The sequence below is a fragment of the Chroococcidiopsis thermalis PCC 7203 genome, assembly GCF_000317125.1.
Classification (GTDB): Bacteria; Cyanobacteriota; Cyanobacteriia; order Cyanobacteriales; family Chroococcidiopsidaceae; genus Chroococcidiopsis; species Chroococcidiopsis thermalis.
The window spans coordinates 3155242-3181522 of record NC_019695.1 but is presented as its reverse complement, the minus strand read 5'-3'; the positions used below and the strand labels follow the sequence as shown (position 1 = coordinate 3181522).

Here is a 26281-nt window from a genome sequence, read left to right as displayed (position 1 = left end):
GCCCCTCTACTCCCCTGCTTCCTTGTCCGCCTCGTCTTCTGACTCTAACTCATCACTTCTACCTTCTCAGAAATATTAGTTTCTACGGGAGTTCGTTCGATCCCCAAAATGGGGATTTCTTGCCGACAGTGAGTGCAAAACCAGTAAACTTTTCCATATCGGATGTGCCGTAGTAAAGTATTATCGCAACATGGACAAGCTTGAGTTTTCCTATTCATACTTGGTTATCTCCGGATCAAAAAGAAAAATATTTATGAAAGAGCAAGATTCTGAGAGAGAATGCGCCCATTTTGAGCAATGCGGTTAGTGAGTAATTCTTGATAAGCTGCTTCGTAACCATCTACCATTTGGGCGATCCCAAAGTGCTGCTCTACATATTCTCGGCAAGTCTGGCGGTTGAGTTCTAAAGCTTGAGGTATGGCAGCAACCATTTCTTCAATAGTGTTACAAATAAATCCAGACTTCCCAGGAGAAATGACCTCTGGTACGGAACCTCTATTCAAACCAATGACTGGCGTGCCTGTTGCCATCGACTCTACCATGACTAAGCCAAATGGTTCGTCCCAGGTAATCGGAAATAGAGTTACAGATGCATTGCCAAGTAATTCGATTTTTTGAGCGCGATTGACTTCTCCAATATATTCAATATGCTTACCATCAATTTGTGGCGCAATTTCTCGTTCAAAGAAGGAGCGATCGTTAGCATCAATTTTGCCTGCAATCTTCAGCGGTAAACCTGTCTGCTTAGCAACTGCGATCGCGTGGTGCGGTCCTTTTTCTGGTGACAGTCGCCCTAGAAAAGCAAGATAAGATGGTTCTTGGGGTTGGGCAAAGAAAGAATACTTTTCGACATCGATCCCGTTATATACAGTTCGCAAATAATTGAGATCTAATTGCCTTTGGGCATTACTAATACTGATATATGGTTGTTTGTGATATAGCTGAAAGATTTTGCTATTTTCTGGCGTAAAGTTACCGTGTAGCGTGTGGATAGTTGGTGTTTTGACTCGGGAAGCAATTGCCAATACTGCCAAGCCTATGTGAGAGTGAATCAGATCGAATTCTGCCGCTCTTTCATAAACTTGACTGATTTCCAACATCTCATAGACTGTATAGTCTTTGATGTCTGGATCTAAACGGATAGCATGAGGACATACTGCTTCTAAGCAAGCCAAAGTTTGAGAGTCGCCAGAAGCAAATAATGTTACCTCATGACCGCGACGTACTAATTCGTCAGTCAACTGACTCACAACTAATTCTGTACCCCCGTAGGTAAGCGGTGGTACTCTCTCCCACAAAGGCGCAACTTGAGCAATTTTCATAGTTAATTGCGATCGCTGAGTAGTAAGATAGAAAAAAGTGGTATGAAATGATGAATTTTCCAGCCAGCGCAAGTATTAGTACTTAGCATGGTTAATTTTTACATACCATGAAAAACGGAATGCGAACAACCAAACTGGGCTTGTTTTTTTGGTAAAGTTCACTACAAGTCTAGGATTCTAATTTAAGTCTTACTAACGTGTAGAGCCATCTATCCACGGGATCATCTGTATGTCTACCTCACAGCAATTGTGGGTAGAGAGGAAATCGTAATTTCACACCTAATTCGCTCTAAAAATTCCCCGCAATAGTTAAAATAAGCTACCTCTATTTAGAGCAAGACAGTGAGAAAAAAGTGGCGATCGCATCCAATTTTTGTATCTTTGTGCGTTTGTTTGGGATTTGCTACCGAAGCATGGGCAGATCAATGCGCTTACGTTAGTAAAGAACAAGCTTTAGCAGCAGTTTCTAGATTGCAAGTCGGTCAAACTATATATCAGTTATGCGAACCTTGTGGCGATCGCATTCCCAACCAAATCGCGATCCAAGATTTAGCAGCTGCAACGACAGGCAGTCAGGATTACTGGGAGGTGAGAGTCAACGGCGCGAATGTTGACTTGGCATATATTTTTGTAGATAACGAAGCTGCCAATCAAAAAATCAACTTAGCTGTAGCGGTTGGCTGTCCGGCTAGAGATGTGAGTGTTGTCTTACCAGAAAAAAAACCCAGTCGTCGTCCCGCGCCGCAAAGGAGTGACTGGTAAAAACGCTTTGTAGAGACGTTACATGTAACGTCTCTACAAAGCTCACTTCTCTATTCCAACTTCTCAAACAAATCTGCTAAAACAACGTTGGAAAATAGAAATCCTTGCGGATCGGTTAACCGTAACCGCCAATCGCCTACGAGGTTCTCGCCGTAAAACATGTTGCCAATGACTTTGTTCCAGCCTTTTGCATAAAAAGGTTGGGCAATCGCCCCTGTCATTGCTATCCAGCCCTGATGCTGATATGGTTGCAAGCAAGTCCAAATTTGTTGTATCTTGTCATCTCCAAATTGAGATAATGCAGATAAACTGACTCCCTCTTTCAACCTTAAGCCCAACATCAGAATGTCTAGTAAAACTTCCTCCGGTGGAGTTTGAGGACAATCTAACACTCCTCCAGCAGCGATAAAATTTTCTACCCAGTCAGAGTATTCTTTAGTTTTGCGAGGACGGGTAAATCTTTGATTGTTGGTGTAGCTGGCTGCACCCATACCAAAACCGTAGTAGGGGCGGTTTTCCCAATAAGTTCGATTATGACGACATTGATAGTTTGGCTGGGCGTAGTTGGAAATTTCGTAGTGATCGTATCCAGCCTTTGTCAGAGTTTGCTGGGCAAGACAATACATTTGCACTGTCAGTTCGTCTGAAGGCAATGGACTTGCCCCCGATTGATAGTAGCGTCCGAAAACTGTTCCCGGCTCAATGGTTAAGTCGTAAATTGAAATATGATTGGGTGCGATCGCAACTGCTTTTAAGAGCGATTCTTGCCACTGTTCTAGAGTTTGGCGCGGTAATCCAGAAATCAGATCGAGACTGAAATTTTGCACTTTAGCCTGACGAAATAATTCTACAGCTTGCCAAATGTCATTCAGATCGTGCGATCGCCCGCAAGCTTGCAACAATTCTGACTGAAATGCTTGTACGCCCAGACTGAAGCGATTTACCCCAGCCGATAAGTATGCTTGGAGTTGGGCGAGGGTAAACGTACCTGGATCGATCTCCATCGAAATTTCTGCTTGAGCAGAGATCCCAAATTGACGTTCGAGCCTTGCTAAAATTTGAGCTAGCTGACTGCTAGATAATAATGAAGGCGTTCCACCGCCAAAAAAAATTGTTTCTAAAGGTTTGCCTAAAGCTGGTGTAGCAGCAATCTCTTGAGACAAAATCTGCACGTAATGAGAAATCGTACCAGATGTCTCACCCCGCAAACGATCCCCCACAACGGAAATTGGAAAATCGCAATAGTAGCAGCGCCGCCGACAGAATGGGATATGTATGTAGGCTGCACTGGGAATACCTGAATGCGCTAATTCTAAAGTTAAGTTTCGTGGAGTCAGATTTAATCTGGTAGTCACGGTAAAAAGTTGCGATCGCAAAACAACAGGAATGAATAAATTCTTTTGATTTTGATAGTGTCTTTTTGCTTTACTAGTTGACTTCGCTAGTAAGAATCATACCAAAAATGGGTAGCTCCATATACTAAATCTCTATAGTTTTTAGGGCAAAAGAACTCGAATCGCAGCTAGAATCTTGTCTTTAGAGATATCTAAGAATTCCTGTTTCTGTTACTCAGATTGACCCAAAATATCGGTAAGTTTACGCTTGAGACTGAAAGTGGGAATCGATAACTTGAGATTTGTCAATAAATATTTACAAAAAAGAATAGAAAATAGGAGAGAAGGGAGACATGAAGAATGAATTTAAAAATTATAGTTGTAGATTTAAAGCTCGGTAATCTAAAAAGAATTATGCCAAAAGGAAGAGAACCACAGATATTGGGAAAGAAAAAATAGACTTGAACTACATTTTCGCTCCATTGTGTCTCCTGTCTTCCTTGTCTCCTGTCTCCTGCTTAACAAACTATTTTTTAACAATCTTCTTGTTAAGAGTAGTATTAACCGTCGCGATCGGACAGCACCTCATAACCTCAAGGTTATATCATAGAGCCAGTATCGATAAATTGCTGATTCTCATACCAACCCAGACAGGGGAATCCAAGCAATGGAGTATAACCCCAATTCAATTGGACTTAACCAATGCTGGACGCAATCATAATTATTACATTCATCATAGCAGGAGCCGGAATCGGCTTCTACAGCATAGAGCTGCTGCCAGAAACCGTGCAGCGGCAAGTTACCAATCTCGATGCGCTACGATTAGTCATCGCTGTTTTTGCGGCGATGATTGGTGGTGGAGTCGGACTGAGTTTTCAAACAACCTATCGCCGTCTCGAAACCAAAGTTCGAGAGATGCCAGTTGACGTTTTATTAACACGCGCAATTGGCATGGTGCTGGGGCTATTAATCGCCAACTTAATGCTAGCCCCCCTCTTTCTGCTACCGATTCCCCAAGATTTTAGCTTTATCAAGCCCCTAGTAGCGGTTTTGGGTAGCGTCCTTTTCGCTTTTACAGGGATCAATCTGGCTGACATCCACGGACGGACGTTCTTACGGTTGATCAATCCCAATTCAGTTGAGACGATGTTAGTCGCAGAGGGAACGCTAAAACCTGCGGCAACTAAGGTTTTGGATACGAGTTGTATTATCGACGGTCGAATCGAAACGCTGCTAGCTACCGGATTTCTAGAAGGACAAATTCTCGTTCCACAGTTCGTCATTCAAGAATTGCAACAACTAGCAGATGGGGCAAAAGACCTCAAACGATTGCGGGGTAGGAGGGGGTTAGAGATTCTCAACCGCATCCAAGCAAGTTATCCAGAACGCATTGCCATCCATTCGACTGACTACGAAGATGTGCCTACAGTAGATGCTAAGTTAGTACGGTTCGTGCAGGAGATCAACGGTACTCTTTTGACCAACGACTACAACTTGTCTCAGGTAGCGAGTTTACAGAAAATACCCGTGTTGAATCTCAACGATCTGGTACAATCCCTGCGTCCGAGTTATTTGCCAGGAGACAACATCGATCTGAAGATCCTCAAGGAAGGCAAAGAACCTAGTCAAGGCATAGGCTACCTAGAGGATGGGACGATGGTAGTTGTCGAGGACGGTAGTAGCTATATTGGTGGCGAATTGCGCGTTGTTGTAACGAGTGCTTTACAAACCTCGGCGGGAAGAATGATCTTCGCCAAACCACAAGCATCAGCTTATGCTTAATGGTTACAGGAAGTAAAACGGGGAATATGGGGCGCAAGCTTCGGACAAAATTCTGCGATCGGTGTGGGCAACCCGCACCGATTTTGTTTCGGGTACAATACGACGAGTCGGCAACTTGGGTTTTCGTATGTGAGAGTTGTTGGACTATCGTGAGTCAGGATAATCCTTTTTACCGCTATGGTGGCACTTGGAAAGCACGGAAAAGGAATTAAACGTGTAGAGACGTTGCACGTAACGTCTCTACACATTTAACGTTTCTACATGATTTCTTTCCCTAGAGGGTGTAAATGTGGAGCGATCGCCAGATAGTCTACGGTAGGGATGCGATTCAATACACCTCGGTTATCGATTCAAAGATCTTGAAGATCCCCCAACCCCCTCCTGAATAAATTCAATTTCTGTGTAATTATGCCGCAGTTGGAAGCCGTCGTTGCGAATATCAACGATTTGCAAAATGGGGAAATGCGACAAGTCTCTGTAGGTGAGACTGATGTATTATTGGTACGTCTAGCAGATAAGTATTACGCCCTGGGGGCATATTGTACCCACTACCAAGCACCGCTAGCAGAAGGGGTATTGTGCGACAACCATGTTGTTTGTCCCTGGCACAATGCATACTTCGATTTGACGACAGGCGAACAGCAAGAACCTCCAGGCTTAGATTCTCTACAAAAATATGAAGTCAAAATAGAAGGCGATCGCATTATTGTTAGTATTCCAGAAAATGCTGCTGGGCGCAGGCAGCCGAATCTGGCTGAGTATAACCCTGAAGATAAACGCACGTTTGTCATTTTAGGTGCAGGGGCAGCAGGGGCGCACGCCGCCGAGACATTAAGAGTGGCGGGGTATCAGGGACGGATCGTGATGGTGACGCAGGATGACCGATTACCATACGATCGCACTTGGTTGAGTAAGGATTACTTGACGGGTAAAGTGACTCAAGATGATATGCCACTGCGATCGGCTCAATTTTACCAAGATTGCCACATTGAAGTCTGGTTGAATAAACAGGTAGTGCAAGTTGATGTTAGTAGTAAATCAATCTCATTTGCCGATGGCGAGTCGCTGCAATATGATGCCTTACTGTTAGCCACAGGTGGTAAGCCACGCCAACTTAACGTTCCTGGTAGCGACTTGCAAAATATCTTTACCGTTCGCAGCTTTGCCGATACCGATCGCATTTTAGCGGCAGCAGGTAATGCAAAACGGGCTGTCGTTATCGGGTCTAGTTTTATTGGCATGGAAGCCGCTTCTGGATTAACTCAACGGGGTTTAGAGGTGACGGTAGTATCCCCCTCTACCTTACCTTTTGAAAAGATTCTAGGGGCGGAAATTGGCAAGCTATTTCAACAAGTTCATGAGGAAAACGGTGTGAAGTTCCATCTGGGGAGAAAAGCGACTCAGATTGAGGGCGACGGTAAAGTTGAAGCTGTAGTGTTAGATAATGGCGATCGCTTGGATGCCGATTTAGTCGTAGTCGGAATTGGGGTTCAACCTGCAACTGAATTTTTGCAAGGGTTGGAGTTACACCCGAAGGATGGAAGCGTCCAAGTCAATGAGTATTTACAAGCTGCTGATGGCGTTTATGCTGCGGGTGACATTGCCAGATATCCAGACTGGCGGACGGGAGAACCCACGCGGATCGAACATTGGCGGGTTGCGGCACAACACGGGCGCATTGCTGCTTACAATATGGCGGGACAGCAGGTGAAGTATCGTGGCGTACCGATTTTTTGGACGATGCAATTTCAGTTTCCCTTACGATATGTCGGACACGCGGAACAATGGGATGAAATTATCTTTCAGGGTGACTTACAGCAACGGGAGTTTCTGGCATTTTACGTCCAGGGCGATCGCGTTTTAGCTGCTGCGGCAAGTCAAAGGGATACGGAGGCTGCTGCAATTGTAGAATTGATGCGCTTGGATCGAATGCCTGCGCCAGATGAATTGCGTCGTCCCGATTTAGATTTGGTGGAATTGTTGCGATCGTAGGGGCGGGTTCACCCGAAGATTTTACTTCAACACCGATATCTGAATAAACCCGCCCTTGATTTACGTAATTTTTGACGATTTTAATATTTCAATACAAATGAATGCAGATAATTTATTCAGCCGAGTGTCTTCCCCTTGGCTGTTTGTCCCAACGCTATATTTTGCCGAGGGTGTTCCTTACGTCATCATCAACAATGTTTCTGTAATTTTCTACAAGCAATTAGGTGTAGATAATACCCAGATTGCTTTTTGGACGAGTTTTTTATATTTGCCTTGGGTATTAAAGATGTTTTGGGGACCAATTGTAGATGGTTACGCCACTAAAAGAAAGTGGACGATCTACACTCAATTGGGTATGACTATCTGTTTATTAAGTTTAGCTTACTCGTTTCAAGTTTCCAACTTCTTTTTAGTTTCTCTACTAATTTTAGGAATTGGAGCATTCATTTCAGCCACACATGATATTGCTGCTGACGGTTTTTATATGTTAGCTCTTGAACGAGATGCACAAGCATTTTTTGTTGGTATTCGCTCGACATTTTACAGATTCGCCACAATTTTTGCTTCTGGAATTGTTGTCTTTTTGGCAGGACAATTAGAGCTAGAATTGGAAGATATTGCTTTAAGTTGGACGATCGCGATCGCGCTATCGTCTGTCATTTTTGCTGCGATCGTTATTTTTCATTGGTTTCTTTTACCTATCCCTACTAATGATATAGAGCAAAAAGTCTCAGTTAAGACAATTTTTAGCTTTTACACTCAAACTGTTCGGTCTTACTTTAATCAATCAAAAATTCTGGCAGTTCTGGCTTTTATTCTCTTTTACAGATTTGGAGAGGGAATGTTAGTAAAAATATCTGCTCCTTTTTTGTTGGATGAAACCGCAGTTGGAGGACTAGGGCTTTCTACTTCAGATGTCGGATTAGCTTACGGAACTATCGGAACTTTTGCCTTGGTGTTAGGTGGAGTAATTGGTGGCATATTAATTGCTGAATTTGAGCTTAGAAAAATAATTTGGTGGATGGCGATCGCTCTGAATTTACCTAACTTATTTTATGTTTATATGGCTTACACTCAGCCTGCGATTACATTAGTTTATGTATTAGTAGCTATAGAACAATTCGGTTATGGATTGGGAATGGCAGCTTATAGCGTTTATTTAATTTATATTGCCAAGGAAGAATACAAAACCTCTCATTTTGCTATTTCTACAGGCATTATGGCTTTGGGAATGATGATCCCTGGATTCATCAGCGGCTATCTTCAGCAGGTTTTAGGCTATCCCATGTTTTTTATTTTGATATGTTTTTTAGCAATCCCAGGAATATTCACCCTTTATTTTATTCCTCTAGATTTAGAAAAGTGTGATAAATAATACTAAAAAAAATCAATCTAAAAATAAACTAGCGAGTTGGGCTATAACTCTTGAGATGGATGCTGATAAAAATGTTCGTACATTACTGTTTTTATAGTCATCGTCGTATAGAGTTACATGCTTACCTCACCCCAAGCCTTACAAAATATTTTCTTTTGTCCAGAAGAATCTAATTTTTATTCACATTGTGTAGAAACTTTGGTTTTAAATAATTGTTCTAACTCAGAATCTATAATAGAATTTGGCTCTGGCGATGGTAGTCCTATAATTCAGTCACTACTAAGAACAAATTTCAACGGAATTGTACATGGATTTGAGTTAAATAATTTAGCTTGTCAAGAGGCGAATTTAAAGGTTGAAGCATACGAACTTAGCGACAAGTATAAAGTAGATAATCGCTGCTTTTTTGATGCTACTAAACCACAGGCTAAATATCTGATTTCAAACCCGCCTTATTTACCAGCAATAGACAATAAGCTTTTGCAGCCTTTATTACATGGCGGGTTAGAAGGAATTACAATTACTCAAAAGCTGTTAACGTTAAATTACGAAAATGTCCTGGTTATGGTTTCTAGTTATTCTAATCCAGTCGGATTAATTAACTACGCGATCGCCCAAGGATACTCTGTTAGCAATTTCATGATTTCGCCTCTAAAGTTTGGCTATTATAGCTCCGAGCAAAAAGTTAAAAACAGAATTCAAGAGCTACAAAAGGATAACAGAGCGTTTTGTTCGGAAAATATCTATCTTTTAGCAGGTGTTTTATTTACCAAAAAACGTAGTTGCAAAGTCGATTTATCTACAGAATTTTCTCAGTTGATAACTTGTTTGTAATTGCAAGATATCTCGGAGATCCCCCCAACCCCCCTTAAAAAGGGGGGCTTTTTTATCATCTCATTTGCTCTGCTTCCCGCACCGATCGCGTTACCGCAGCACCTGCGCGATCGCTCAAAAACTTTTGCTGGTCGTAGCCTAATACCATTTCCCATGCATCATCAGGATATTGAGATATGAGTGGTAAGGCAACGTCATCTAACATCCAGCGACCGTGCAATTCATCTACCTTGATATGCAAATCCCAATAGCTCATGGCGTTTGCTGATAGTCCCAGCCGTTCGCCAGCAGCTCGGTAGTTGCGAAACCCAGCTGGCACGGAAAGCTCTCCATAGAGCAATCCACCAATGTAACGCAGGAAGTAACGCTTGCGTTCGGTAAGCAAGAAACTATGATTGATGTTTGCTAGCACCTCCCAAGGTACGAGATCGAAATACGCCTCTGGTTGAGTTTGCATTTCCACTGCTTCAAGCATTGTCGTAAAGTGGGAAGAGTGCTTGCGTGCCAACCGACCACCACCGTATTCTTCTACAAGTAATCTTGTCAATACAGAATGCACTTCATTCGCAACGCCTCCCAGAGTGCGGGATAGCTGGCTTGCTTCTACTAATCCATCTAGAGAAGCGATCGCCAACAGACGACGGTAGCCTGCTTCACCGACGCGATCGCGAAAGTACCGAGCATCGTCAGACAATGGTGGTTCGAGATCGACAGCGACGCGATCGAGCAGTGCTTGTCTGATATCTATGCCTTGAAACGCAACGAGATCGAATTGGCTTAATTCCCACTGCTGCCAAACTTCCTCAATTCGATCGCGGATCTGGCTCAAGTAAGGCGATCGCTCGTTAGTATAGCGCCGCAAATCGTCGTACCAAAATAGTTTTAGCCGATTGATGCGATAAAGTACGCGCTGGAGAAACAGATGTGCTGCATCATCGCTAGATCCTTGCGAATAAGCCGCCTCAATTGCCGTGGCGATCGCTTTTTCAAACTCAGTCGCGATTTGAGGCTGTGCAGTTAGCTTTCGATCTAGATCTTCCATTTCTAGCAGTTGAATAAACTGCTGTGCCTGTTCATAGTATTGAGTGGCTGTTAGCGTTGGCGTAATCTTTGGCTCAGCGCTTGAGGTTACGATGTCGCTGTGCATTTATCTGCTTCATCCTTGAGATAACTACTAATAATCTTCAGTCATCGTTACTGCACGATACATCTACCGTTGGTTATTTAATGAGTAGTAGGGGCGCACATCTATGCGCCCGTACAAGAGTAGTGAAATCAGCAATTACCCATTAGCTGAAGCAATAAACGTCCAAGCCGCCATATACGTTCCAGCATAATTGTTGGCATAATCTGCATTGCTATCTGGCACAAACCAGTCAGGGATTTGCTTCTGCTGCCGAACTCGTTCATCCAACCCGATTTGGAGAGAGATATTTTCGTAGACAATTTTTGCCTTTGCCGCATTCAGCATATCTTCTACTAACTTTTGCAACCATTCGGCTCGAACAAACAGATTGTGCGATGGATGGTTGCCATAGGCAAAAGGCACAATAATAACCAAATATCCCTTTTCGCTTGTCAACTGACTCAAACAAAATTGAATCAGTTCTCGATCGTCTTTTTTCTCCAAAGTTTCTTTATCAACATTGTGGAATAGTAGCCCAGCTAGTACTACTGCATCAAACTTCTTATTTTCTGAAGCTAGTTCCGGTAGTAATATTGATAAATCTTTGGCAATGAATTGCTTGTTAGGATATAGGCTTAAACATTGTTCGATCGCTGCTTCACTATGATCGACTCCAACATATTCACAACGCTCTGGTAAATATTTACTCAAAGCTGCGTTGCCACATCCCAAATCTAGTACGGAAAATGACTGTTGCTGAAAAGCTTCATTGAGAAACCAAACTGAAGGGGCATACCGCGTAGCATTTTCAGGAGCCTCAAAGTAAGAATAATAGTCATCTTGAAAACGTTCTTCTTCAGAGGTCTTCCGGTCGGGTGGTAACTCTTTCCTCAATAATGCCATTGATACGCCCTAATTTACTTTAAATATTTATCTAGCAATTTCTCAGTACGAAAAACATGCTACCTATCCTCAGTTGGATAGACTAAGTTATGTATTGAAGGTCACATAGACTTGAAACTCTTATATTCGATCTCTTTTGTCTCCATCTCCTTTTACGTCATTTTTCAAGCAGATTTCGACTGAATAGCCTATGTGACTTTTAAAGTCATACCCATTTTAGGAGTTACTTTAATAGCAATAATCAACCACTGGACAGATTTCATTTTCCTGATTCAAGTAGCAAAATTAACAAGTAACAAAGTTTTTACAAATCGTGATGAATTGGACTGACACGCCTCGGCGTGTTTTTCAGTATGGCAAAAAGAATTGGCGCGATCGCGAAGCATCATCCTATCAAAGTTGGTTGTTCGAGCGATTTCATCAGCCTTTAGTTACAACTCCGCCACTACCTCAGTGTCAAGTTTGCGTTATCGTTCCCGTGCGCAACGAAGCCGAGAATTTAGAGAGTACGCTCTTGGCTTTGTACGATCAGCTCGATTTAACTGGAAAGTTGCTGGATCGCAATCGTTATGAGATCGTGCTGCTAGCAAATAATTGCAGTGATGAATCAGCCGCGATCGCCCGTAATTTTGCTACTACTCATCCAGATCTGGTTCTACACGTAGTTGAAAAAACCTTCCCTGCGGCTGAGGCTTATATCGGTCGAGTGCGTCAAGTCCTGATGGATGAAGCCTATCGTCGTCTGAGTTCTATTGGTGGTGAAAGACGAGTTATCGCCTCTACAGATGGAGATTCGCGGGTTACGCCGACTTGGATCGCTGCTATTTTAGACGAAATCGCCAGCGGTGCTGACGCTGTAGGAGGACGAATTATTACAGATCGTGAGGGTCGCACGGCTTTAGATCCTTATACAAGAGCTTGTCATTTGCGCGAAGTCGGTTATCGCTTTCTGATTGCCGAGTTAGAAACTTATTTAGAACCCGATCCAATCGATATTTTACCCCGCCACTTTCAACACTACGGGGCAAGCCTTGCCGTCACAGTGGAGATGTACGCTCAAGCAGGAGGAATGCAACCAGTCCGTACTCCTGAAGATGTAGCGTTCTACCAAGCACTATTGCGAGTCAATGCCCGTTTTCGTCATAGTACCCGCGTGCGTGTCTTCACGTCAGCTCGAACTACAGGACGCACAGATGTAGGATTGGCAAACCAACTGAGCAAATGGGTGGAAATGGGGCGATCGCAGCAACAATTTCTGGTAGAGTCGGCGGCTGAAGTCGAAGCTCGATTTGAGTGGCGACATCAGTTAAGAGTTTTGTGGTGGAGTTATCTTTGTGACTATCAGCCAACTCATAATGCGATCGCTTTATTAGCAAATGCTTTAGGTGTGAACTGGTTGTGGTTAATGTCAGAGTTAGCTCAACCTCAGACATTCGGTTTACTTTGGGAAAAGGTAGAACAGCGTCAGCAAACAGAGGGATTCTGGAGGCAGCGCTGGCAACTTGTGCCAATTCAGGAAGCAATCTCAGCACTGCGCATTCGCTTAGAGAAATTGCGTCACCAGCGAAGAAAGGTAAAAGTTGAAAGTCAAAAGTCAAAAGTCAAAAAAGTAAGTTTTAGCACAGATACCGCTTTTAGCTACTACCATAAAATCAGTTAAATCTGAGACAATCTATGATTTGAGATTTTGGCTTGAGAAAACTTTTCTACTTAGATAGAAAGCTAATTTAGCTGAATCCTTTTAGTTGAAATACTCATCTTTTGACTTGTGGTTTTTGACTTTTGAATTACTTAAATCCTTCTACGTAGACGCTGACAACATCATTTTGCCAAGCTGCATCAACTCCTGACGCAGCCACAATTGCTTGCCCAATTGGATCTTTTGTTTCTGCATCTCCACAACAAGAAGATGCTTGTTTGACTGTTACCTTGACATTTTGAAATCCAGCAGTTTCAACAATCTTTTGGTATTCATCTACTAATAAAGCACCAGCTACACAACCAACATAAGCAGCAATATCTTGTCGCACTGACTCAGAAAGTTGCTGTTTGAGTGCTGTATCGGAAATGGCAATTCTGCCATTTGGTTTTAAAACTCGATAAATTTCTTGGAAGACTTTTGGTTTATCGGGAGATAGGTTGATGACACAATTACTAATAACTACGTCTACAGTCTCGTCTGCTAGGGGTAAGTTTTCAATTTCTCCCAATCTAAATTCTACATTTTGTACATTCGATTTTTGAGCATTTTCTGTTGCTTTGGCGATCATCTCTGGTGTCATATCTACACCGATCGCTTTGCCTGTAGCACCAACTTTCGTCGCAGCAATAAAACAATCAAAACCCCCACCCGAACCTAAATCGAGAACAATCTCACCTGGCTTGAGTTGCGCTAAATCAGTAGGATTACCACAACTCAATCCTAAATTTGCCTCGGCTGGAATTGTATTGAGTTCCGCTTCTGCATAACCTAAAGCAACAGCAAATTCTGTTGTGTCAGTGGTAGGAGTACCACAGCCACAACCTGTCTGTTGTTGAGCAATTTTACCGTAAGCCGTTCTCACGTTTTGTTTTACTGCATTGCTATCCATAGTTTTTATCTCATCCATTGCTAGAAACTTAAAGTGATATCTTCCAAGCAACATTGATTTACATCAATATTGATTTATATCAATATACTGGCATACGACATTGATGGATGTCAATATAGAAATATGAAATTATCTAAACTACTTACTAATTGCTGTCCACCCCTACTTTCAGGTTTCATCAAAGCTGAAGCGGCGGCTCAACTCGCGGCTATGTTTCGCGTTCTTGGGGAACCTGCACGATTGCAAATTCTGAGTATAATTGCTTCTCATCCTAACGGTGAAGTCTGTGTTTGCGAGTTAACTGAACCCTTGGGGTTATCGCAACCCACTGTCAGCCACCATCTCAAAGTGTTATATGAAACTGGCTTGTTGCAGAAAGAAAGGCGCGGCAACTGGATTTACTATAGTCTGGTTCCCCAACAGCTCGACGCACTGAGAAATGCTTTGCTTATTCCTCAGCGCGAAGATACATTAAGTTGAAGTTTTGAATGTAGATTTTATGATTTAAACATTGTTTTTTTCATTTTTAAGAGATTGAATAAGTTGCTCTACTCTTTTTTTAATTTGCGATCGCACCTGTCGAAAAGTTTCTATTGATTGCCCTTGAGGATCTTCCAATTGCCAATCCTGGAAGACTTCTCTGAATATCCAAGACTCAGGTAAATTGACACCACAGCCACATAAAGAAATAACTGCATCATAATCTTCTGGATGAAAATCGCTTAAAGGTTTCGATTTCTGGCTGCTAATATCTACGCCAACTTCTGACATCACTTCTACTGTTAATGGATCGATGTAGCTAGCTTCTAAACCAGCACTAGTAACTGAAATGTTTTCTCTTCCTAATTGTCGGGCAAAACCCTCCGCCATTTGAGAACGACGAGAGTTGTTTTTACACACAAACATGACTCTTTTCATAAGTCAAAAGTTGAAAGTTAAAAGTCAAAAAAAATAAGTTAATTCGGAGAGACTCGCTCGGATTTATTTCACTTAAAAGCACTGACACAACGCGGATCGCGCAGAGAAGCTTTTTCTGGTTCGCGAGGAAACCAAGCTGCTGTACGCTTGCAAATTTCTACTAGCATCAGCATGACTGGGACTTCGATTAAGACTCCCACCACAGTAGCCAAAGCAGCGCCAGAATTTAAACCGAATAACATCACCGCTGTAGCGATCGCCACTTCAAAATGATTGCTGGCTCCAATCAATGCCGCAGGTGCAGCATCTTCATAAGCAAGTTTGAGTTTTAATGCTGCTACGTAGGAAATTAGAAAAATAAAATTCGTCTGAATAAACAGCGGTACGGCAATTAAAACGATATGTATAGGATTGTTGACAATTAGCTCACCTTTGAAAGCAAATAAAAGCACGAGAGTCAATAAAAGTGCAGCGATCGCAACGGGACTGAGATATTTTAAAAATCGCCGTTCAAACCACTCTCTACCCTTATGTTTCAGTATCCAGTAGCGACTATACATTCCCGCAGCTAAGGGCAAGCCAACATAAATCAGCACTGATAGGACGATAGTTTCCCAAGGTACGCTGAGATCGTTTGCTGCTAACAACCATCTTCCCAACGGCGCATACAAAAACAGCATGGCTAGAGAATTTACTGCTACCATCACCAGTGTATGTCCTTGATTGCCATAAGAGAGATAACCCCACATCAATACCATTGCCGTACAAGGGGCTATGCCTAGTAAGATTGCCCCAGCAATGTAGGAATTCGCCAACACAATTTCGCTACCTCGGATAATTTCCGTACCAGATAGCAAAGGACGAAATAACCACCCCAGAAAAAATTGAGCGAATACAACCATCGTGAACGGCTTAATTAACCAATTCACAACTAAGGTGAGAATGACAGGTTTGGGCGATCGAATTGCGTTTGTTGCCTGAGTGAAGTCGATCTTCACCATAATTGGATACATCATGAAAAAGAGGCAAATAGCGATCGGAATTGACACCTGATAAATGCTCATGGCATCAAGAGCCACTGCTATGCCCGGAAACAACCTACCTAATAAAATTCCAGCAACAATACACAAGAAAACCCAGACAGTCAGGTATTTCTCAAAAAAACTCAGACGGTTGACAATTGGCTTTGATGCAGAACTGTTAATACTCATTGTTGCTTTAACAAAATCACTGCTTCTTGGGTAAAAACCGAAATTCCTGTAAGGGCGGGTTTATTGAGATCTTGGTATGGAAGTAAAGTTTGTTGGTGAACCCGCCCCCGGTGTGCGATCGTACCCATTACCCATTACCCATTACCAACTACCAATAATTATTCATCTCCAGCTTTCCAGGCGATCGCTTTTTGGGGTTGCGGATCGGGTAATTTCAAAGAAATTGCAGCCGCCGCAAGTACGAATACCATCGACACCCACAAACAACCCACTAAGCCAAATAGCTGAAAGATCAAACCAGATAGCACTGTACCCGCTAAGCGTCCACCAGAGTTAGCCATATAGTAGAAGCCAACATTTAATGCCACCTTGTCATCATCGGTGTAGGCAAGGACGAGATAGGAATGAATTGCTGAATTAAAGGCAAAAATAATCCCAAAAATTGCTAATCCTGCCACAATTGTTAAAGCTGGAGACACCCTAAGTTGGAGCGAAAGAGCGATCGCGGCGGGAATTGCACTCAGCACAAACGTCCAAATTTGAATCGTTCTCCCTTGGGGAGCCGCTCCCGAACCCAACCAGCGCAGCAGATTGGGCGCTAAAAACTGTACTGTCCCGTAGCCAATCACCCAGCAAGCCATGAATCCCCCGACCTGCTCGAACGTCCAGCCAAGCGTGCTGTAGAGAAACACGGGGAGGGCAACTACAAACCAAACATCTCTCGCACCGAAGAGAAAGAAACGAGCCGCAGAGAGAATATTAATCTCCCTACTTTTAGAAAAGAGTTGGGTAAATTTAACTTTCGCCTTAATTTTGCCCATACCTGACGGTAGCAGTACTCCCGTACCCAAGATTAAGCACAGTCCTGCTGCCATAATTAGCAGGGCATTCACAAAGCCAAATTGAGCTAGCAAAACGCTACCCACAAAAAAGCCAACTCCCTTCAGAGCATTTTTGGAGCCAGTTAATATAGCTACCCATTTAAACAGTGACGACTGCGCTGACTGGGGTACGACCAAGCGAATCGCACTCTTAGAACTCATCTTGGTCAAGTCTTTGGCAATCCCAGAAAAGGCTTGCGCGACCATCACGTAGGTGACTTGCAACCACACAGCCCATTCTGGATTGAGCAACGCCAGCATAGCTAAAGCAAAAACTTGTAGTCCGATGCCACCATAAAGAGTCAGCTTTAGACCAAATTGAGAGCCGATCCAACCTCCAAGAAAATTGGTGACAACGCCAAAAATTTCGTAAAACAGAAACAACATGGCGATTTGCAAAGGAGTGTAGCCCAGCAGATGAAAGTGCAGTAGCACCAACATCCGCAACGCTCCATCGGTAATTGTGAAGCCCCAGTAGGCAGCAGTAACGAGGGCATAGTTACGCAAATTGGCTTTATTTCCAGCAGTGGAAGTCATGGTTGTTGGGTGGGGCGAGACAGAAATTAAGCACTTATGTCAGAGATCTCGATCCCCCCTGCCCCCCTTGACAAGGGGGGAGTACGTAGCCCCCTTTTTAAGGGGGTTGGGGGATCTAAAGTTTGCAAGAAGGAGATTAGTAACAACGGGCAATCTTGCGGGCAAGTTCAACCATGCGATTTGCATAGCCCCATTCGTTGTCATACCAGGCTAAAACTTTGACTTGTGTTTCATCGATGACCATTGTTGATAGTGCATCTACAACAGCCGATCGCGGATCGTCTTTGTAGTCTACAGAAACTAAGGGACGTTCTTCGTAACCGAGAATGCCTTTGAGTTCTCCTTCTGCCGCAGTTTTGAGCAAACCGTTAATTTCCTCTACTGTGGTAGGACGCACGACTTCAAACACGCAATCGGTGAGGGAGGCATTTAATAACGGCACTCGCACTGCCAAACCGTTGAGCTTACCTTGCAGTTCGGGATAAATTAACCCGATTGCTGTAGCGGAACCCGTTGTCGTTGGAATTAAAGATAAACCCGTCGCTCGCGCCCGTCGCAAGTCTTTATGCGGCGCGTCTACGATTGTCTGCGTGTTGGTGTGGTCGTGGACTGTGGTAATGACTCCATGTCGAATTCCCAATCCTTCATGGATAACTTTTACAACTGGAGCCAGACAGTTTGTGGTACAGGAAGCCGCTGTGAGTAAGTGGTGCTTGTCATGTTCGTAGAGGCGATCGTTGACTCCCATAACGATATTTAACGCCTCTTCCTTAACGGGTGCAGCCACAATGACTTTTTGCACTCCCCGCTTAAAATAGGGTTCGAGTAAAGTTGGGGTGCGGAATTTACCAGAACACTCCAATACGAGATCGACTCCCAACTCATCCCACGGGACTTCTCCTGGTGTGGGGGACTCGCTGAAACTCAAATACTTGCCGTCAATAGAAATGCGATCGCCCTCTGCTGCTACTTCTGGTGTCCAACGACCGTGGACGGAATCAAATTTAAGTAAATGGGCGGCGGCGACTGCACCACCTTTAATTTCGTTGATATGTACGAAGTCTAGTTCCGACCATCCCCAGGCAGCCCTTAATGCTAATCGTCCGATCCTACCAAAACCGTTGATACCAACTCGAATTCCCATTACTTTACCTGGTTGTAGTTAAAATTTTGCTTGTCTGCGTAATAACTGCCCAATTGTCAGACCAATTTGGGATTTGCCTTCAAAGACGGTTCCCACTTTGCCTCGATTGAAGTAGATATAACTCAGGCGATAGCCTTCCGCTGGTAAAGGGATGTAACCCACGGAGCTAACTAAAGTTGGCGCACGCTGAATATAGAAATCGACAAATCTTCGCACGGCAGGTTTGAGCTGAACCGATCTGGCATTAACGTAGATAAATAATGGTCGAGACAGAGGCTCGTACTGTGCTTTTTCTACTGTCTGTCGCGATGGTAAAACTGCACCTCTACCGCTATCTACTGCCAGAGCCTTCAGCTTGTTTTGATTTGCCTCGTAATAAGCAAAGCCAAAATACCCCAACGCATTCAGGTCTTTGCTCACTCCCTCTACCAATTCATCATCATCTTCGCTTGCCGTGTAGTCCTGGCGGCTAGCTCTGGCTTTACCGACTACTGCTTCAGTAAAATAATCAAACGTACCCGAATCTTTACCAGCACCGTATAATTTTAAGGGGCGATCGCTCCACGCAGACCTGATTTGCTGCCAATTCGTAATTTTTCCCTCTGCCGCTGGCTCCCACATCTTTTTCAGTTCGGCTACAGTAATATCTTTAGCCCAGGTATTTTGAGGATTAACGGCGATTGTCAGCGCGTCGTAGGCAACGGGTAGTTCGATATATCTAATTTTGTTGTTGTTGCAAGCTTCCATCTCGTCAGTGCGGATCGGTCTGGAAGCATCGCTAATGTCTGTTTCTCCGGCACAAAACTTTTTAAACCCAGCACTCGTACCAGAAAAATTCACGAGCAACTGTGCGTTCTTGCCCGACGCTGTGGTTTGAAACTCTTCTGCTATTGCTTTGGTGATGGGGTAAACTGTGCTAGAACCGTCCGTCTTAACTGTAGCTGCGGGTTCTGAATTATTCGCTTGAGCGAACCTTAACGGTTGCTTGGTTGGACTAACTGCGTTTGGCATTGCCATAGCAGTTGCGATCGCAACACCAAATCCCGCCAGGAAAATAGAAATACTGGCTATCGTTTTCATATGCCTCACCCCTACACTTGAAATCAATTTGCGATCGGGGAATCTACCTTTCTATCATTTCAAAAAAAATTGATTTGTCAAGAGGGGATATTTGGCTCAGGATGAGGGCGTATCCTCGCAGGGACGGGCGGGCAGCAATTGACTGAAGCGGCGATATTCCGATAAATATTGTTCTAATGCAACGAACTGCGATAAATTCAAGCTGTAGTAAATCCAGCGTCCTTCCTGACGCGATCGCACTAAATTAGCTTCCTTTAAGGTTTTGAGGTGAAAAGATAGCTTAGATTGAGCAATTCCCAGTTCCTCCGACAATTCGCACACGCAAAGCTCTGAGGAGCGTAAAAGTTCTAGTATCCGAATGCGTAACGGCTCAGACAAGGCATGAAAACCAGATGCGATCGCGTCGGAGGTGACTGAGAAAGAAACTTGCATCAAATTTTATTGAAATTATACGTCTGACTATATGCTATTCTCTTTCGCGCAACACAGCTAGCATTTGTTGTCTGACGGCTCTTGCCCACAAGTCAAAGTTAAAATCTTCTCCATTGGCGATCGCTGAGTTTGCTGCACGATCGCGGTCTTTCTGGTTGTACTTGGCTTCAACGTTTGTTTCTTTCATGATGGCAAACAAAATGATAGCTTAATGAGTAATTTTACTCATGCATAACTTACTGTAAAAAATCTTTACTTAAAGGTAATTTATGCATTAGCATTGGTAAAAACAAAATATCAATGCCTTGGCGAAAAAACTTCTCTCCCTTGGCTGAGATCGCTGCTAGTATTATCAAATACAAAGTTATTGAGATCGACTGTTAACTCTCAAATTCCACTTTTAAGAAATTGCCTTTGCTCAATGAATGTAAAAAAAGCTATAAAAACAAATTAAAAGTGTAGCCAACCGCGGTAGCAAAGCTTAACGAAGTTATCGCAATTGTTAATATTTTTTCCCACTACGTAGAACATGCAAATAATCAAAAATCAAAATAAATTATTTTGCAAAACATAAACTTATTTTGTCATCAACCCATACAGCTTTGAGCCTCATGGTTACGATTGTTGTTGCCATAAATTTAATTTTATCTGTGCTGCTTTGCTATGTAGCGCGACAAATTTGGCAAATTCGCCGCAAATTAGCACGGACGGCTGATACACTAATTGCGATCGAGCGTTGCACTCGTACCGTACTGCGCGACGCACCAGAAATAATTTATTGCGGACAAGACAGTATTTATCGCTTGAGGCAGAGTGGCGAACCACTGCAAATACAACTACAACAACTCAGACAATTGATGTCACTCTCGGCGATTGGATGGCAAACTTGGATTAGGTTTCGGAATTCGGCATATCCCTTTGGAGCAGCAAGCTACAAAATTCGGAAGTCATGAACGCCTATTTATAGTTGTCTAATTTCATAGTCGTCCCATTAATATTTGAAATGGCTTTAGTTTGATGCGAACACTCATTCAGTCAAAGTAAGAACTTCATCGCACAGCATATCACTCTAGCAGTGGCAAGAAAACCTAGCGAACGATTGTTATGGTCGATCGCCCGATTCCCAAGCCGCTTGAAAGAAATCTCGTTCGCACAACATAGCATAGCGATAAGTTTTTTGTACGGTATCGGAGTTGCTAGTGTAGCGATCGCTCAATTTTTCGAGTTGTTGCGCTAGCTGCTCGAATTCTGGGCTGTTGTAGGTACGAATCCAATCGCTGTACTGATGTGTGAGAATACCCTTAGTTGCCAACTTCTGTCCCAAATAAGCATAAAGTCTCATACAAGGTGACATTGCCACAGCGGTTAAACCCACATCTTGACTCCAAGCAGTAGCCGACAAAAAATCGATATAGCGACGAGTGGCTGTACCTGGTTCGACAGAACTAATATTGACTCCCCATGTGGCTGCATACCCGGCATGAAGCTGAAGTTCTTGCAGTACGCCCCCAGCTAAGCCATGAAACAAATTAAATCCTTCCCAATCAGGTGCTTTAGCAGCGGCAATACTGTAGGCACGGGCAAAGGCTTCAAGGAAAAATGCATCTTGCCCGACATAGTAAGCAAACTTCTCTCGCTCCAAGGTTCCATCGGCTATACCCCGAACAAATGGATGATTTAGACAAGCTTGAGCTAAATCTTGGTTAGTTTGCCACAATTCGCTGGATAGAGACATATAAGTAAGTCGTAAGTCAGCGGTGATGGTCACTGGTCGCTGGTCACTGGTCACTGGTCACTAGTCACTAGTTAGGTTACAACAAAAACCTTAATAAAACTGAAGTTACGCCACCAAGGAAGTTAAAGAAATTGGGTTTGCTCTTAGGTGTTTCTGTTTGCGGTGCTTGCAGTTGGTTTACAAAGGCTTGGGCAGTGTCATAGCCTTCATTATTTCTCTGCCGTAAAAATAACCATTTGGCGCGTTGAGCATCCTGCATCGCTCCCGGTCGGTCTAGCAGTTGGTAGCGGGCAATACCTCGCGCCATGTAAGCTGGGGCGTATTTGTCGTTTAAGCTAAGAGCTTGATTGAAATAGCCAATTGCGCCTTTAGGGTCGCCTTTTTGTCCTTGAGCAATGCCCCAACGATAAAATTCTTCAGGCTTTGCTGCTTGGGTAGGAATGGCGATCGCCCCCTGCAAACTAGTACCGCTAAGATTAGTTGTCTTCAAGTCTACATTAGCTAAATAGGCATCGCGCAGATCGGCTCCACTCAAATCTGTTTGCTCCAACTTAGCACCACTCAGATTTGCGCCATACAGAGAAGCACCACTAAGGTTTGCACCGCTTAGGTCAGCCTCGCTCAAATTCGCCCGACTCAAATTAGCACCACTTAAATTCGCCCCCCGCAGATTCGCCTGACTTAAATTAGCTAAGACCAGACCCTCACCACTAAGATCGCATCCTTCGCACTGTTTTGTTGCCAGAAGTTGTCTAGTATGTTCCAGATCTCCCGCACGAGCTGGAGGTGCGAAGTGCAAAGCAGTCAAAACAGTAGTGATGACGATGAGTTGAGTTTTCATAGGTGAGGATAGAGTCAATTGCTAGGCGATCGCAGATGGACAATACATCTTAACCCAGAATTTTTCGAGAGTCGGTAGGGGCGCACAGCAGTGCGCCCCTACAAGAGCCAGGAAGGGGGACAAGGGAGAATAGCAACCAATAGCCATCAACTATTAACCGTCAACTAACAACTAACCCTTTTTCAAAGTTTTCAAATTCAGCGTATAACAGCCCAGTCTACCTGGAATCCGCTGCCATCGTCCTTGGGTAGCTCCTCCCCAGAGGGTTTTACCAATCCGGTCTTTAGCTTTGACTAAGGCACGTCCGTCAATGTCATCGCCGTATAGCACTTTGGCAACTTTCTCAGTGGTAATCACTTCACCAGGATGCTCGTTCACCACCACTTCCACAGCCGCAGTCAGACTGAGATGATTGTAGCGAGGCAGCATATCATCGCTTTTACCACGCCGCGACGGTCGCCGACGAGAACTTACGGGTAAGCGGGAGGTGTTAGCCGTGGCAGATTCCGAATCTGCTGTAGGTTCCACTAGGCTCAACTTGTAAGTATAGCAAGCTGGTTGATCTGGGACTTTTTCCCAAATCCCTTTATCCGTACCTTGTCCGAGGGTATCATAGATCCTGGGTTTTTCTGCTTTGACCGCTTCTGCATCCATGTCACCATACAATGACCAGATGATATACTCCACAGTTAAAATCTTGCCCTGGTTTTCCTGCAATAGCTTTTCCACTGCTTGAATTTTCGTCAGATTCTGATATTCTGCCTTCATTGGAGTTTTAATAGCCGAAGGAGATCTGGCAGTGTCCCCGCTCGTCTCTCCTACCTCCAGAGGTGTTTCGGCAACTTCTGTTTGGAGTTGTGGTTGGGCAAGTTCAGCTTCTGCTTGGGGCTGTGGTTGGGCAAGTTCAGCTTCTGCTTGGAACTGTGGTTGGGTAAGTTCAGCTTCTGTTTGGGGCTGTGGTTGGGTAAGTTCAGCTTCTGCTTGGAACTGTGGTTGGGTAAGTTCAGCTTCTGCTTGGGGCTGTGGTTGGGTAAGTTCAGCTTCTGCTTGGAACTGTGGTTGGGTAAGTTCAGCTTCTGCTTGGGGCTGTGGTTGGGTAAGGTCGGATAGAGGCTGAGAGAATGATTCGGGTTCGGGTGCAGTTATACCAGATAGGGTTTGCCGTGGCTGTTCTTCAAAAGCAGTCGTTGGCAGCTCAAATGCATGTTGCATTGGAGGTAAGCTCACTTGGTCTGCGAGGAGAGCATTAACGTGAGTTATTTGTTCTCTAGCATGGGCTGCTTGGCGTTGGTTCGCTTCTAGTTGAGCATGACATTGCGATCGCATATCGACTAGGCTTTGTACAAACTGTTGATTTTCTACCAACTGTGCTACTAGTAACCCGTTGACATGCGACAATTGCTCTTTGAAGCGAGCTACCTGTTTCTCAGACTCTACGAGCTGGGTGTGGTAAAGCTCTTTCAGAGCAATTAAGTTTTCGATTAAGTGTTGAAGTTGTCTATGAAGAGGCATTTTTTTCAGTATTAAACTCCTTTCTAGTTAGCATATTGGATACACCATAGCTAGGTTTTGTTTGTCATGCCATCCAAAAAGGTTTTTGTTCGAGAGTACACAGTCCGCGCCCACGAACGTACAATCCATACTCGGTTATATAAATTCATCTGCCAGCAATGCAGTCAACCCACGGAACGGGAGAGTTATGGTCCTAGACCTCTGTATTGTGAAACTTGCCGTCCTCCCATGTCTCGTATGGTGGAAGACCCGAAATACAAAAAGAAAAAACCCAGACCCGTACTGGTTAAGCAGGCAAAAAAAGCTCGGGCTAGGTAGTCATTTGTCATACCCTTCGGGAAGGGCTATTCTTCGAGAAGACACCCTTCGGGTGTCTACGCCTACGTCATTGGTCATTTGTACTGATAGAGAACTGGTGCTACTAGACGATCGAGAAATCCTGATAGGATCGGCGATCGTCCGCAGATAGGAGACAGAAGGTAAGAGTAAAAGAACTTAGTAATTGATAACTAATTTTTCTCACCTCTCACCTCTCACCTTTCACCTCTGATGTCCAGTGACCAATGACTGACTATGATTCGACTTTTACTCCACGCCAGAAGGCAATGTAACCCTCAATATTTTTTGCCTTCTCTTTGGCTGTGGGATAGTACCAAGCAGCATCTTTGTTAACTTGTCCATCAACGACAACATTGTAGTAGCTGGCAGTTCCTTTCCAAGGGCAAGTCGTATGAGTGGAAGATTCTTGAAAATACTGCTTGTCGATCGCATCGGGAGGGAAGTAGTGGTTGCCCTCAACAATCTCTGTTTTGGAGCTTTCAGCTAAGACAGCTCCATTCCAAATTGCTTTCGCCATAGTTAATTATTTTGCTTCAATTCACAAACTCTCCAGATATCATTATGACTCTATCAAGAGCAGGGAGCGCATGAGCAGTGACCAGTGACCAGTGACCAGTGACCAGTGACCAGTGACCAGTGACCAGTGACCAGTGACCAGTGAATTCTCGACTTACGATTTACAATTCATTCCTCTTCGTCATCAAAGTAGAAAGGAGGCGATTTGAGACGATTTTCTTCTGGGATGACTGTATCCTTGTCGAAGTCACTATCTGAATTTTTATTGAAGTATGTGGGTAAGGGTTGCCTTGATTCTGCTGGAAGGCGATCGCGACTATGGCGGTTAGGGGTGCTACGGGTGAAAGTTTTCCAGGCTGCTTTTACACCTGTGAAGACGCTGCGAGTATTCACCTCGACGCTTCTTGCTTGTTCCTTGGCTCGATCTAAATTGCGATCGACTTGCTTGGCAATTTGTGCCGCACTTTTTACCCCATCGCTCACATCATCGGTCAAATCGCTAATTTCTAACCCTGTCAAGCGAATTGCTTCTAAAGTTGGAGGCAAATCTCGTTTGAGCGTATCGAAGAGTTTTTCGGCACTGCGAGATGCCCGTGCTAATTCGTGAAAAGCTGGCACGGCTGCCACTAAAACTGCTGTGAGGCTAATAGCAACTAGCAGTAGTGACAGTCCGAGCCAAAACAGCGGATCGATCGCAGTGGCACTACGGGCGATCTGTATAAGCAGTACGGGAATCGGAAGTAATCTCATTATTTTGCCGTTTGATGGCTTGACGCTCTTGCTGACTGGCTTCAACCCCAGCCGCGATCGCCTCTCGCAATCGTTCTAATGTATCATCCCAACTACGTAATGCCGATCCTGAAAGACGGTCTGCCTGGAGTTGCACGCTAGTCGATAAATCTTCTGCTAGTTCTGGGATAGCATTAGCAGATTTTTTCAACAACTGTCGCGCTTCTCGTCCGCTACGTGGGGCGATTAACATTCCAGTTAAAGTGCCGACGGCAGCACCTAATAAAAAACCGCCGATAAAGACTCCTGAACGGTTGTTAGGCATATATGAGGGTTTTCTCTCTACACTCATTGTAAGGTCAGTTGTCAGTTGTCAGTTATCAAT

29 protein-coding genes are annotated in these 26281 nt (G+C 43.9%); 9 read left to right on the top strand and 20 right to left on the bottom strand.

What is annotated here, in order from left to right:
- Positions 1 to 44 precede the first annotated feature (44 nt).
- The gene (locus CHRO_RS32240; protein WP_015154881.1) at positions 45 to 218 is read right to left on the bottom strand and encodes a hypothetical protein; all 174 of its coding nucleotides are present in this window, start codon (positions 216 to 218) and stop codon (positions 45 to 47) included.
- 33 nt (positions 219 to 251) lie between these two features.
- Entirely contained in the window at positions 252 to 1322 is a 1071-nt protein-coding gene (locus CHRO_RS14040; protein ID WP_015154880.1) for a glycosyltransferase family 4 protein, read from the bottom strand.
- Positions 1323 to 1664: 342 nt separating this feature from the next.
- On the opposite strand from CHRO_RS14040, the gene CHRO_RS14035 reads away from it, so the two are divergent.
- Positions 1665 to 2084: a hypothetical protein gene (locus CHRO_RS14035; protein ID WP_015154879.1), complete on the top strand. Its 420-nt coding sequence runs from the start codon at positions 1665 to 1667 to the stop codon at positions 2082 to 2084.
- A 50-nt stretch (positions 2085 to 2134) separates the two neighbouring features.
- Here the strand turns inward: CHRO_RS14035 and hemW are convergent, their stop codons facing one another.
- On the bottom strand, positions 2135 to 3439 hold the full coding sequence (gene hemW / locus CHRO_RS14030) for a radical SAM family heme chaperone HemW (RefSeq protein WP_015154878.1): 1305 nt from the start codon (positions 3437 to 3439) through the stop codon (positions 2135 to 2137).
- A 681-nt stretch (positions 3440 to 4120) separates the two neighbouring features.
- Between hemW and CHRO_RS14025 the strand changes: the two genes are divergently transcribed.
- The 4 genes from CHRO_RS14025 to CHRO_RS14010 all read left to right on the top strand — a co-directional run bounded on the left by CHRO_RS14025 (position 4121) and on the right by CHRO_RS14010 (position 9401).
- A complete protein-coding gene (locus CHRO_RS14025; RefSeq protein WP_015154876.1) occupies positions 4121 to 5200 on the top strand; it encodes a PIN/TRAM domain-containing protein in 1080 nt (359 codons plus the stop codon).
- Positions 5201 to 5608: 408 nt separating this feature from the next.
- On the top strand, positions 5609 to 7192 hold the full coding sequence (locus tag CHRO_RS14020; protein ID WP_015154875.1) for an FAD-dependent oxidoreductase: 1584 nt from the start codon (positions 5609 to 5611) through the stop codon (positions 7190 to 7192).
- Between the two features lie 97 nt (positions 7193 to 7289).
- On the top strand, positions 7290 to 8567 hold the full coding sequence (locus CHRO_RS14015; protein ID WP_015154874.1) for an MFS transporter: 1278 nt from the start codon (positions 7290 to 7292) through the stop codon (positions 8565 to 8567).
- 117 nt (positions 8568 to 8684) lie between these two features.
- Complete coding sequence (locus CHRO_RS14010; RefSeq protein WP_015154873.1) at positions 8685 to 9401, top strand: class I SAM-dependent methyltransferase; 717 nt, start codon at positions 8685 to 8687, stop codon at positions 9399 to 9401.
- A 55-nt stretch (positions 9402 to 9456) separates the two neighbouring features.
- Here CHRO_RS14010 and CHRO_RS14005 read toward each other — a convergent pair whose 3' ends face one another.
- Both CHRO_RS14005 and CHRO_RS14000 read right to left on the bottom strand, forming a co-directional pair.
- Positions 9457 to 10548 (bottom strand): iron-containing redox enzyme family protein, encoded by a 1092-nt coding sequence (locus CHRO_RS14005; protein ID WP_015154872.1) that lies wholly within the window; start codon positions 10546 to 10548, stop codon positions 9457 to 9459.
- Between the two features lie 135 nt (positions 10549 to 10683).
- Positions 10684 to 11430: a class I SAM-dependent methyltransferase gene (locus CHRO_RS14000; protein WP_015154871.1), complete on the bottom strand. Its 747-nt coding sequence runs from the start codon at positions 11428 to 11430 to the stop codon at positions 10684 to 10686.
- A gap of 316 nt (positions 11431 to 11746) precedes the next feature.
- Here CHRO_RS14000 and CHRO_RS13995 point away from each other — a divergent pair, with 316 nt between their 5' ends.
- Positions 11747 to 13090 carry a glycosyltransferase family 2 protein gene (locus CHRO_RS13995; RefSeq protein ID WP_015154870.1) on the top strand — a complete coding sequence of 448 codons (1344 nt, stop codon included), beginning with the start codon at positions 11747 to 11749 and terminating at the stop codon, positions 13088 to 13090.
- Between the two features lie 127 nt (positions 13091 to 13217).
- Here the strand turns inward: CHRO_RS13995 and arsM are convergent, their stop codons facing one another.
- The gene (arsM, locus tag CHRO_RS13990) at positions 13218 to 14021 is read right to left on the bottom strand and encodes an arsenite methyltransferase (protein WP_041462479.1); all 804 of its coding nucleotides are present in this window, start codon (positions 14019 to 14021) and stop codon (positions 13218 to 13220) included.
- Between the two features lie 123 nt (positions 14022 to 14144).
- On the opposite strand from arsM, the gene CHRO_RS13985 reads away from it, so the two are divergent.
- On the top strand, positions 14145 to 14501 hold the full coding sequence (locus tag CHRO_RS13985; protein ID WP_015154868.1) for an ArsR/SmtB family transcription factor: 357 nt from the start codon (positions 14145 to 14147) through the stop codon (positions 14499 to 14501).
- A gap of 24 nt (positions 14502 to 14525) precedes the next feature.
- On the opposite strand, the gene arsC is transcribed toward CHRO_RS13985, so the two are convergent.
- The 8 genes from arsC to CHRO_RS32235 all read right to left on the bottom strand — a co-directional run bounded on the left by arsC (position 14526) and on the right by CHRO_RS32235 (position 20411).
- Positions 14526 to 14939, bottom strand: a complete 414-nt coding sequence (gene arsC / locus CHRO_RS13980; protein WP_015154867.1) for an arsenate reductase, glutathione/glutaredoxin type — start codon at positions 14937 to 14939, stop codon at positions 14526 to 14528.
- A gap of 68 nt (positions 14940 to 15007) precedes the next feature.
- Positions 15008 to 16150, bottom strand: a complete 1143-nt coding sequence (gene arsB, locus CHRO_RS13975; RefSeq protein ID WP_015154866.1) for an ACR3 family arsenite efflux transporter — start codon at positions 16148 to 16150, stop codon at positions 15008 to 15010.
- Positions 16147 to 16278 (bottom strand): hypothetical protein, encoded by a 132-nt coding sequence (locus tag CHRO_RS34365; RefSeq protein WP_015154865.1) that lies wholly within the window; start codon positions 16276 to 16278, stop codon positions 16147 to 16149. Before CHRO_RS34365 ends, arsB begins: the two co-directional genes overlap by 4 nt.
- A gap of 30 nt (positions 16279 to 16308) precedes the next feature.
- A complete protein-coding gene (gene arsJ / locus CHRO_RS13970) occupies positions 16309 to 17568 on the bottom strand; it encodes an organoarsenical effux MFS transporter ArsJ (protein WP_015154864.1) in 1260 nt (419 codons plus the stop codon).
- Positions 17569 to 17704: 136 nt separating this feature from the next.
- Positions 17705 to 18712, bottom strand: a complete 1008-nt coding sequence (locus CHRO_RS13965) for an ArsJ-associated glyceraldehyde-3-phosphate dehydrogenase (RefSeq protein WP_015154863.1) — start codon at positions 18710 to 18712, stop codon at positions 17705 to 17707.
- Positions 18713 to 18730: 18 nt separating this feature from the next.
- Positions 18731 to 19792, bottom strand: coding sequence for a PstS family phosphate ABC transporter substrate-binding protein (locus CHRO_RS13960; protein ID WP_015154862.1), 1062 nt, complete (start codon positions 19790 to 19792; stop codon positions 18731 to 18733).
- A gap of 96 nt (positions 19793 to 19888) precedes the next feature.
- Positions 19889 to 20224 carry an ArsR/SmtB family transcription factor gene (locus CHRO_RS13955; RefSeq protein WP_015154861.1) on the bottom strand — a complete coding sequence of 112 codons (336 nt, stop codon included), beginning with the start codon at positions 20222 to 20224 and terminating at the stop codon, positions 19889 to 19891.
- A gap of 34 nt (positions 20225 to 20258) precedes the next feature.
- On the bottom strand, positions 20259 to 20411 hold the full coding sequence (locus tag CHRO_RS32235; RefSeq protein ID WP_015154860.1) for a hypothetical protein: 153 nt from the start codon (positions 20409 to 20411) through the stop codon (positions 20259 to 20261).
- 424 nt (positions 20412 to 20835) lie between these two features.
- Here CHRO_RS32235 and CHRO_RS13950 point away from each other — a divergent pair, with 424 nt between their 5' ends.
- Positions 20836 to 21177 (top strand): hypothetical protein, encoded by a 342-nt coding sequence (locus CHRO_RS13950; RefSeq protein WP_015154859.1) that lies wholly within the window; start codon positions 20836 to 20838, stop codon positions 21175 to 21177.
- 149 nt (positions 21178 to 21326) lie between these two features.
- Here the strand turns inward: CHRO_RS13950 and CHRO_RS13945 are convergent, their stop codons facing one another.
- The 3 genes from CHRO_RS13945 to CHRO_RS32230 all read right to left on the bottom strand — a co-directional run bounded on the left by CHRO_RS13945 (position 21327) and on the right by CHRO_RS32230 (position 24312).
- Positions 21327 to 21959 carry a TenA family protein gene (locus tag CHRO_RS13945; protein WP_015154858.1) on the bottom strand — a complete coding sequence of 211 codons (633 nt, stop codon included), beginning with the start codon at positions 21957 to 21959 and terminating at the stop codon, positions 21327 to 21329.
- A gap of 76 nt (positions 21960 to 22035) precedes the next feature.
- Positions 22036 to 22800 carry a pentapeptide repeat-containing protein gene (locus CHRO_RS34360; protein WP_015154857.1) on the bottom strand — a complete coding sequence of 255 codons (765 nt, stop codon included), beginning with the start codon at positions 22798 to 22800 and terminating at the stop codon, positions 22036 to 22038.
- Positions 22801 to 22971: 171 nt separating this feature from the next.
- Complete coding sequence (locus CHRO_RS32230) at positions 22972 to 24312, bottom strand: hypothetical protein (protein ID WP_015154856.1); 1341 nt, start codon at positions 24310 to 24312, stop codon at positions 22972 to 22974.
- A 66-nt stretch (positions 24313 to 24378) separates the two neighbouring features.
- On the opposite strand from CHRO_RS32230, the gene CHRO_RS30530 reads away from it, so the two are divergent.
- Positions 24379 to 24630: a hypothetical protein gene (locus tag CHRO_RS30530; RefSeq protein ID WP_015154855.1), complete on the top strand. Its 252-nt coding sequence runs from the start codon at positions 24379 to 24381 to the stop codon at positions 24628 to 24630.
- A gap of 253 nt (positions 24631 to 24883) precedes the next feature.
- On the opposite strand, the gene CHRO_RS13930 is transcribed toward CHRO_RS30530, so the two are convergent.
- The 3 genes from CHRO_RS13930 to CHRO_RS13920 form a co-directional block, all read right to left on the bottom strand.
- Positions 24884 to 25168 (bottom strand): DUF427 domain-containing protein, encoded by a 285-nt coding sequence (locus CHRO_RS13930; RefSeq protein WP_015154854.1) that lies wholly within the window; start codon positions 25166 to 25168, stop codon positions 24884 to 24886.
- 167 nt (positions 25169 to 25335) lie between these two features.
- Positions 25336 to 25917: a hypothetical protein gene (locus CHRO_RS13925; protein ID WP_015154853.1), complete on the bottom strand. Its 582-nt coding sequence runs from the start codon at positions 25915 to 25917 to the stop codon at positions 25336 to 25338.
- Positions 25871 to 26221, bottom strand: coding sequence for a YtxH domain-containing protein (locus CHRO_RS13920; RefSeq protein WP_039716885.1), 351 nt, complete (start codon positions 26219 to 26221; stop codon positions 25871 to 25873). The genes CHRO_RS13925 and CHRO_RS13920 overlap by 47 nt, the downstream gene beginning before the upstream one ends.
- Between the last annotated feature and the right edge of the window lie 60 nt (positions 26222 to 26281).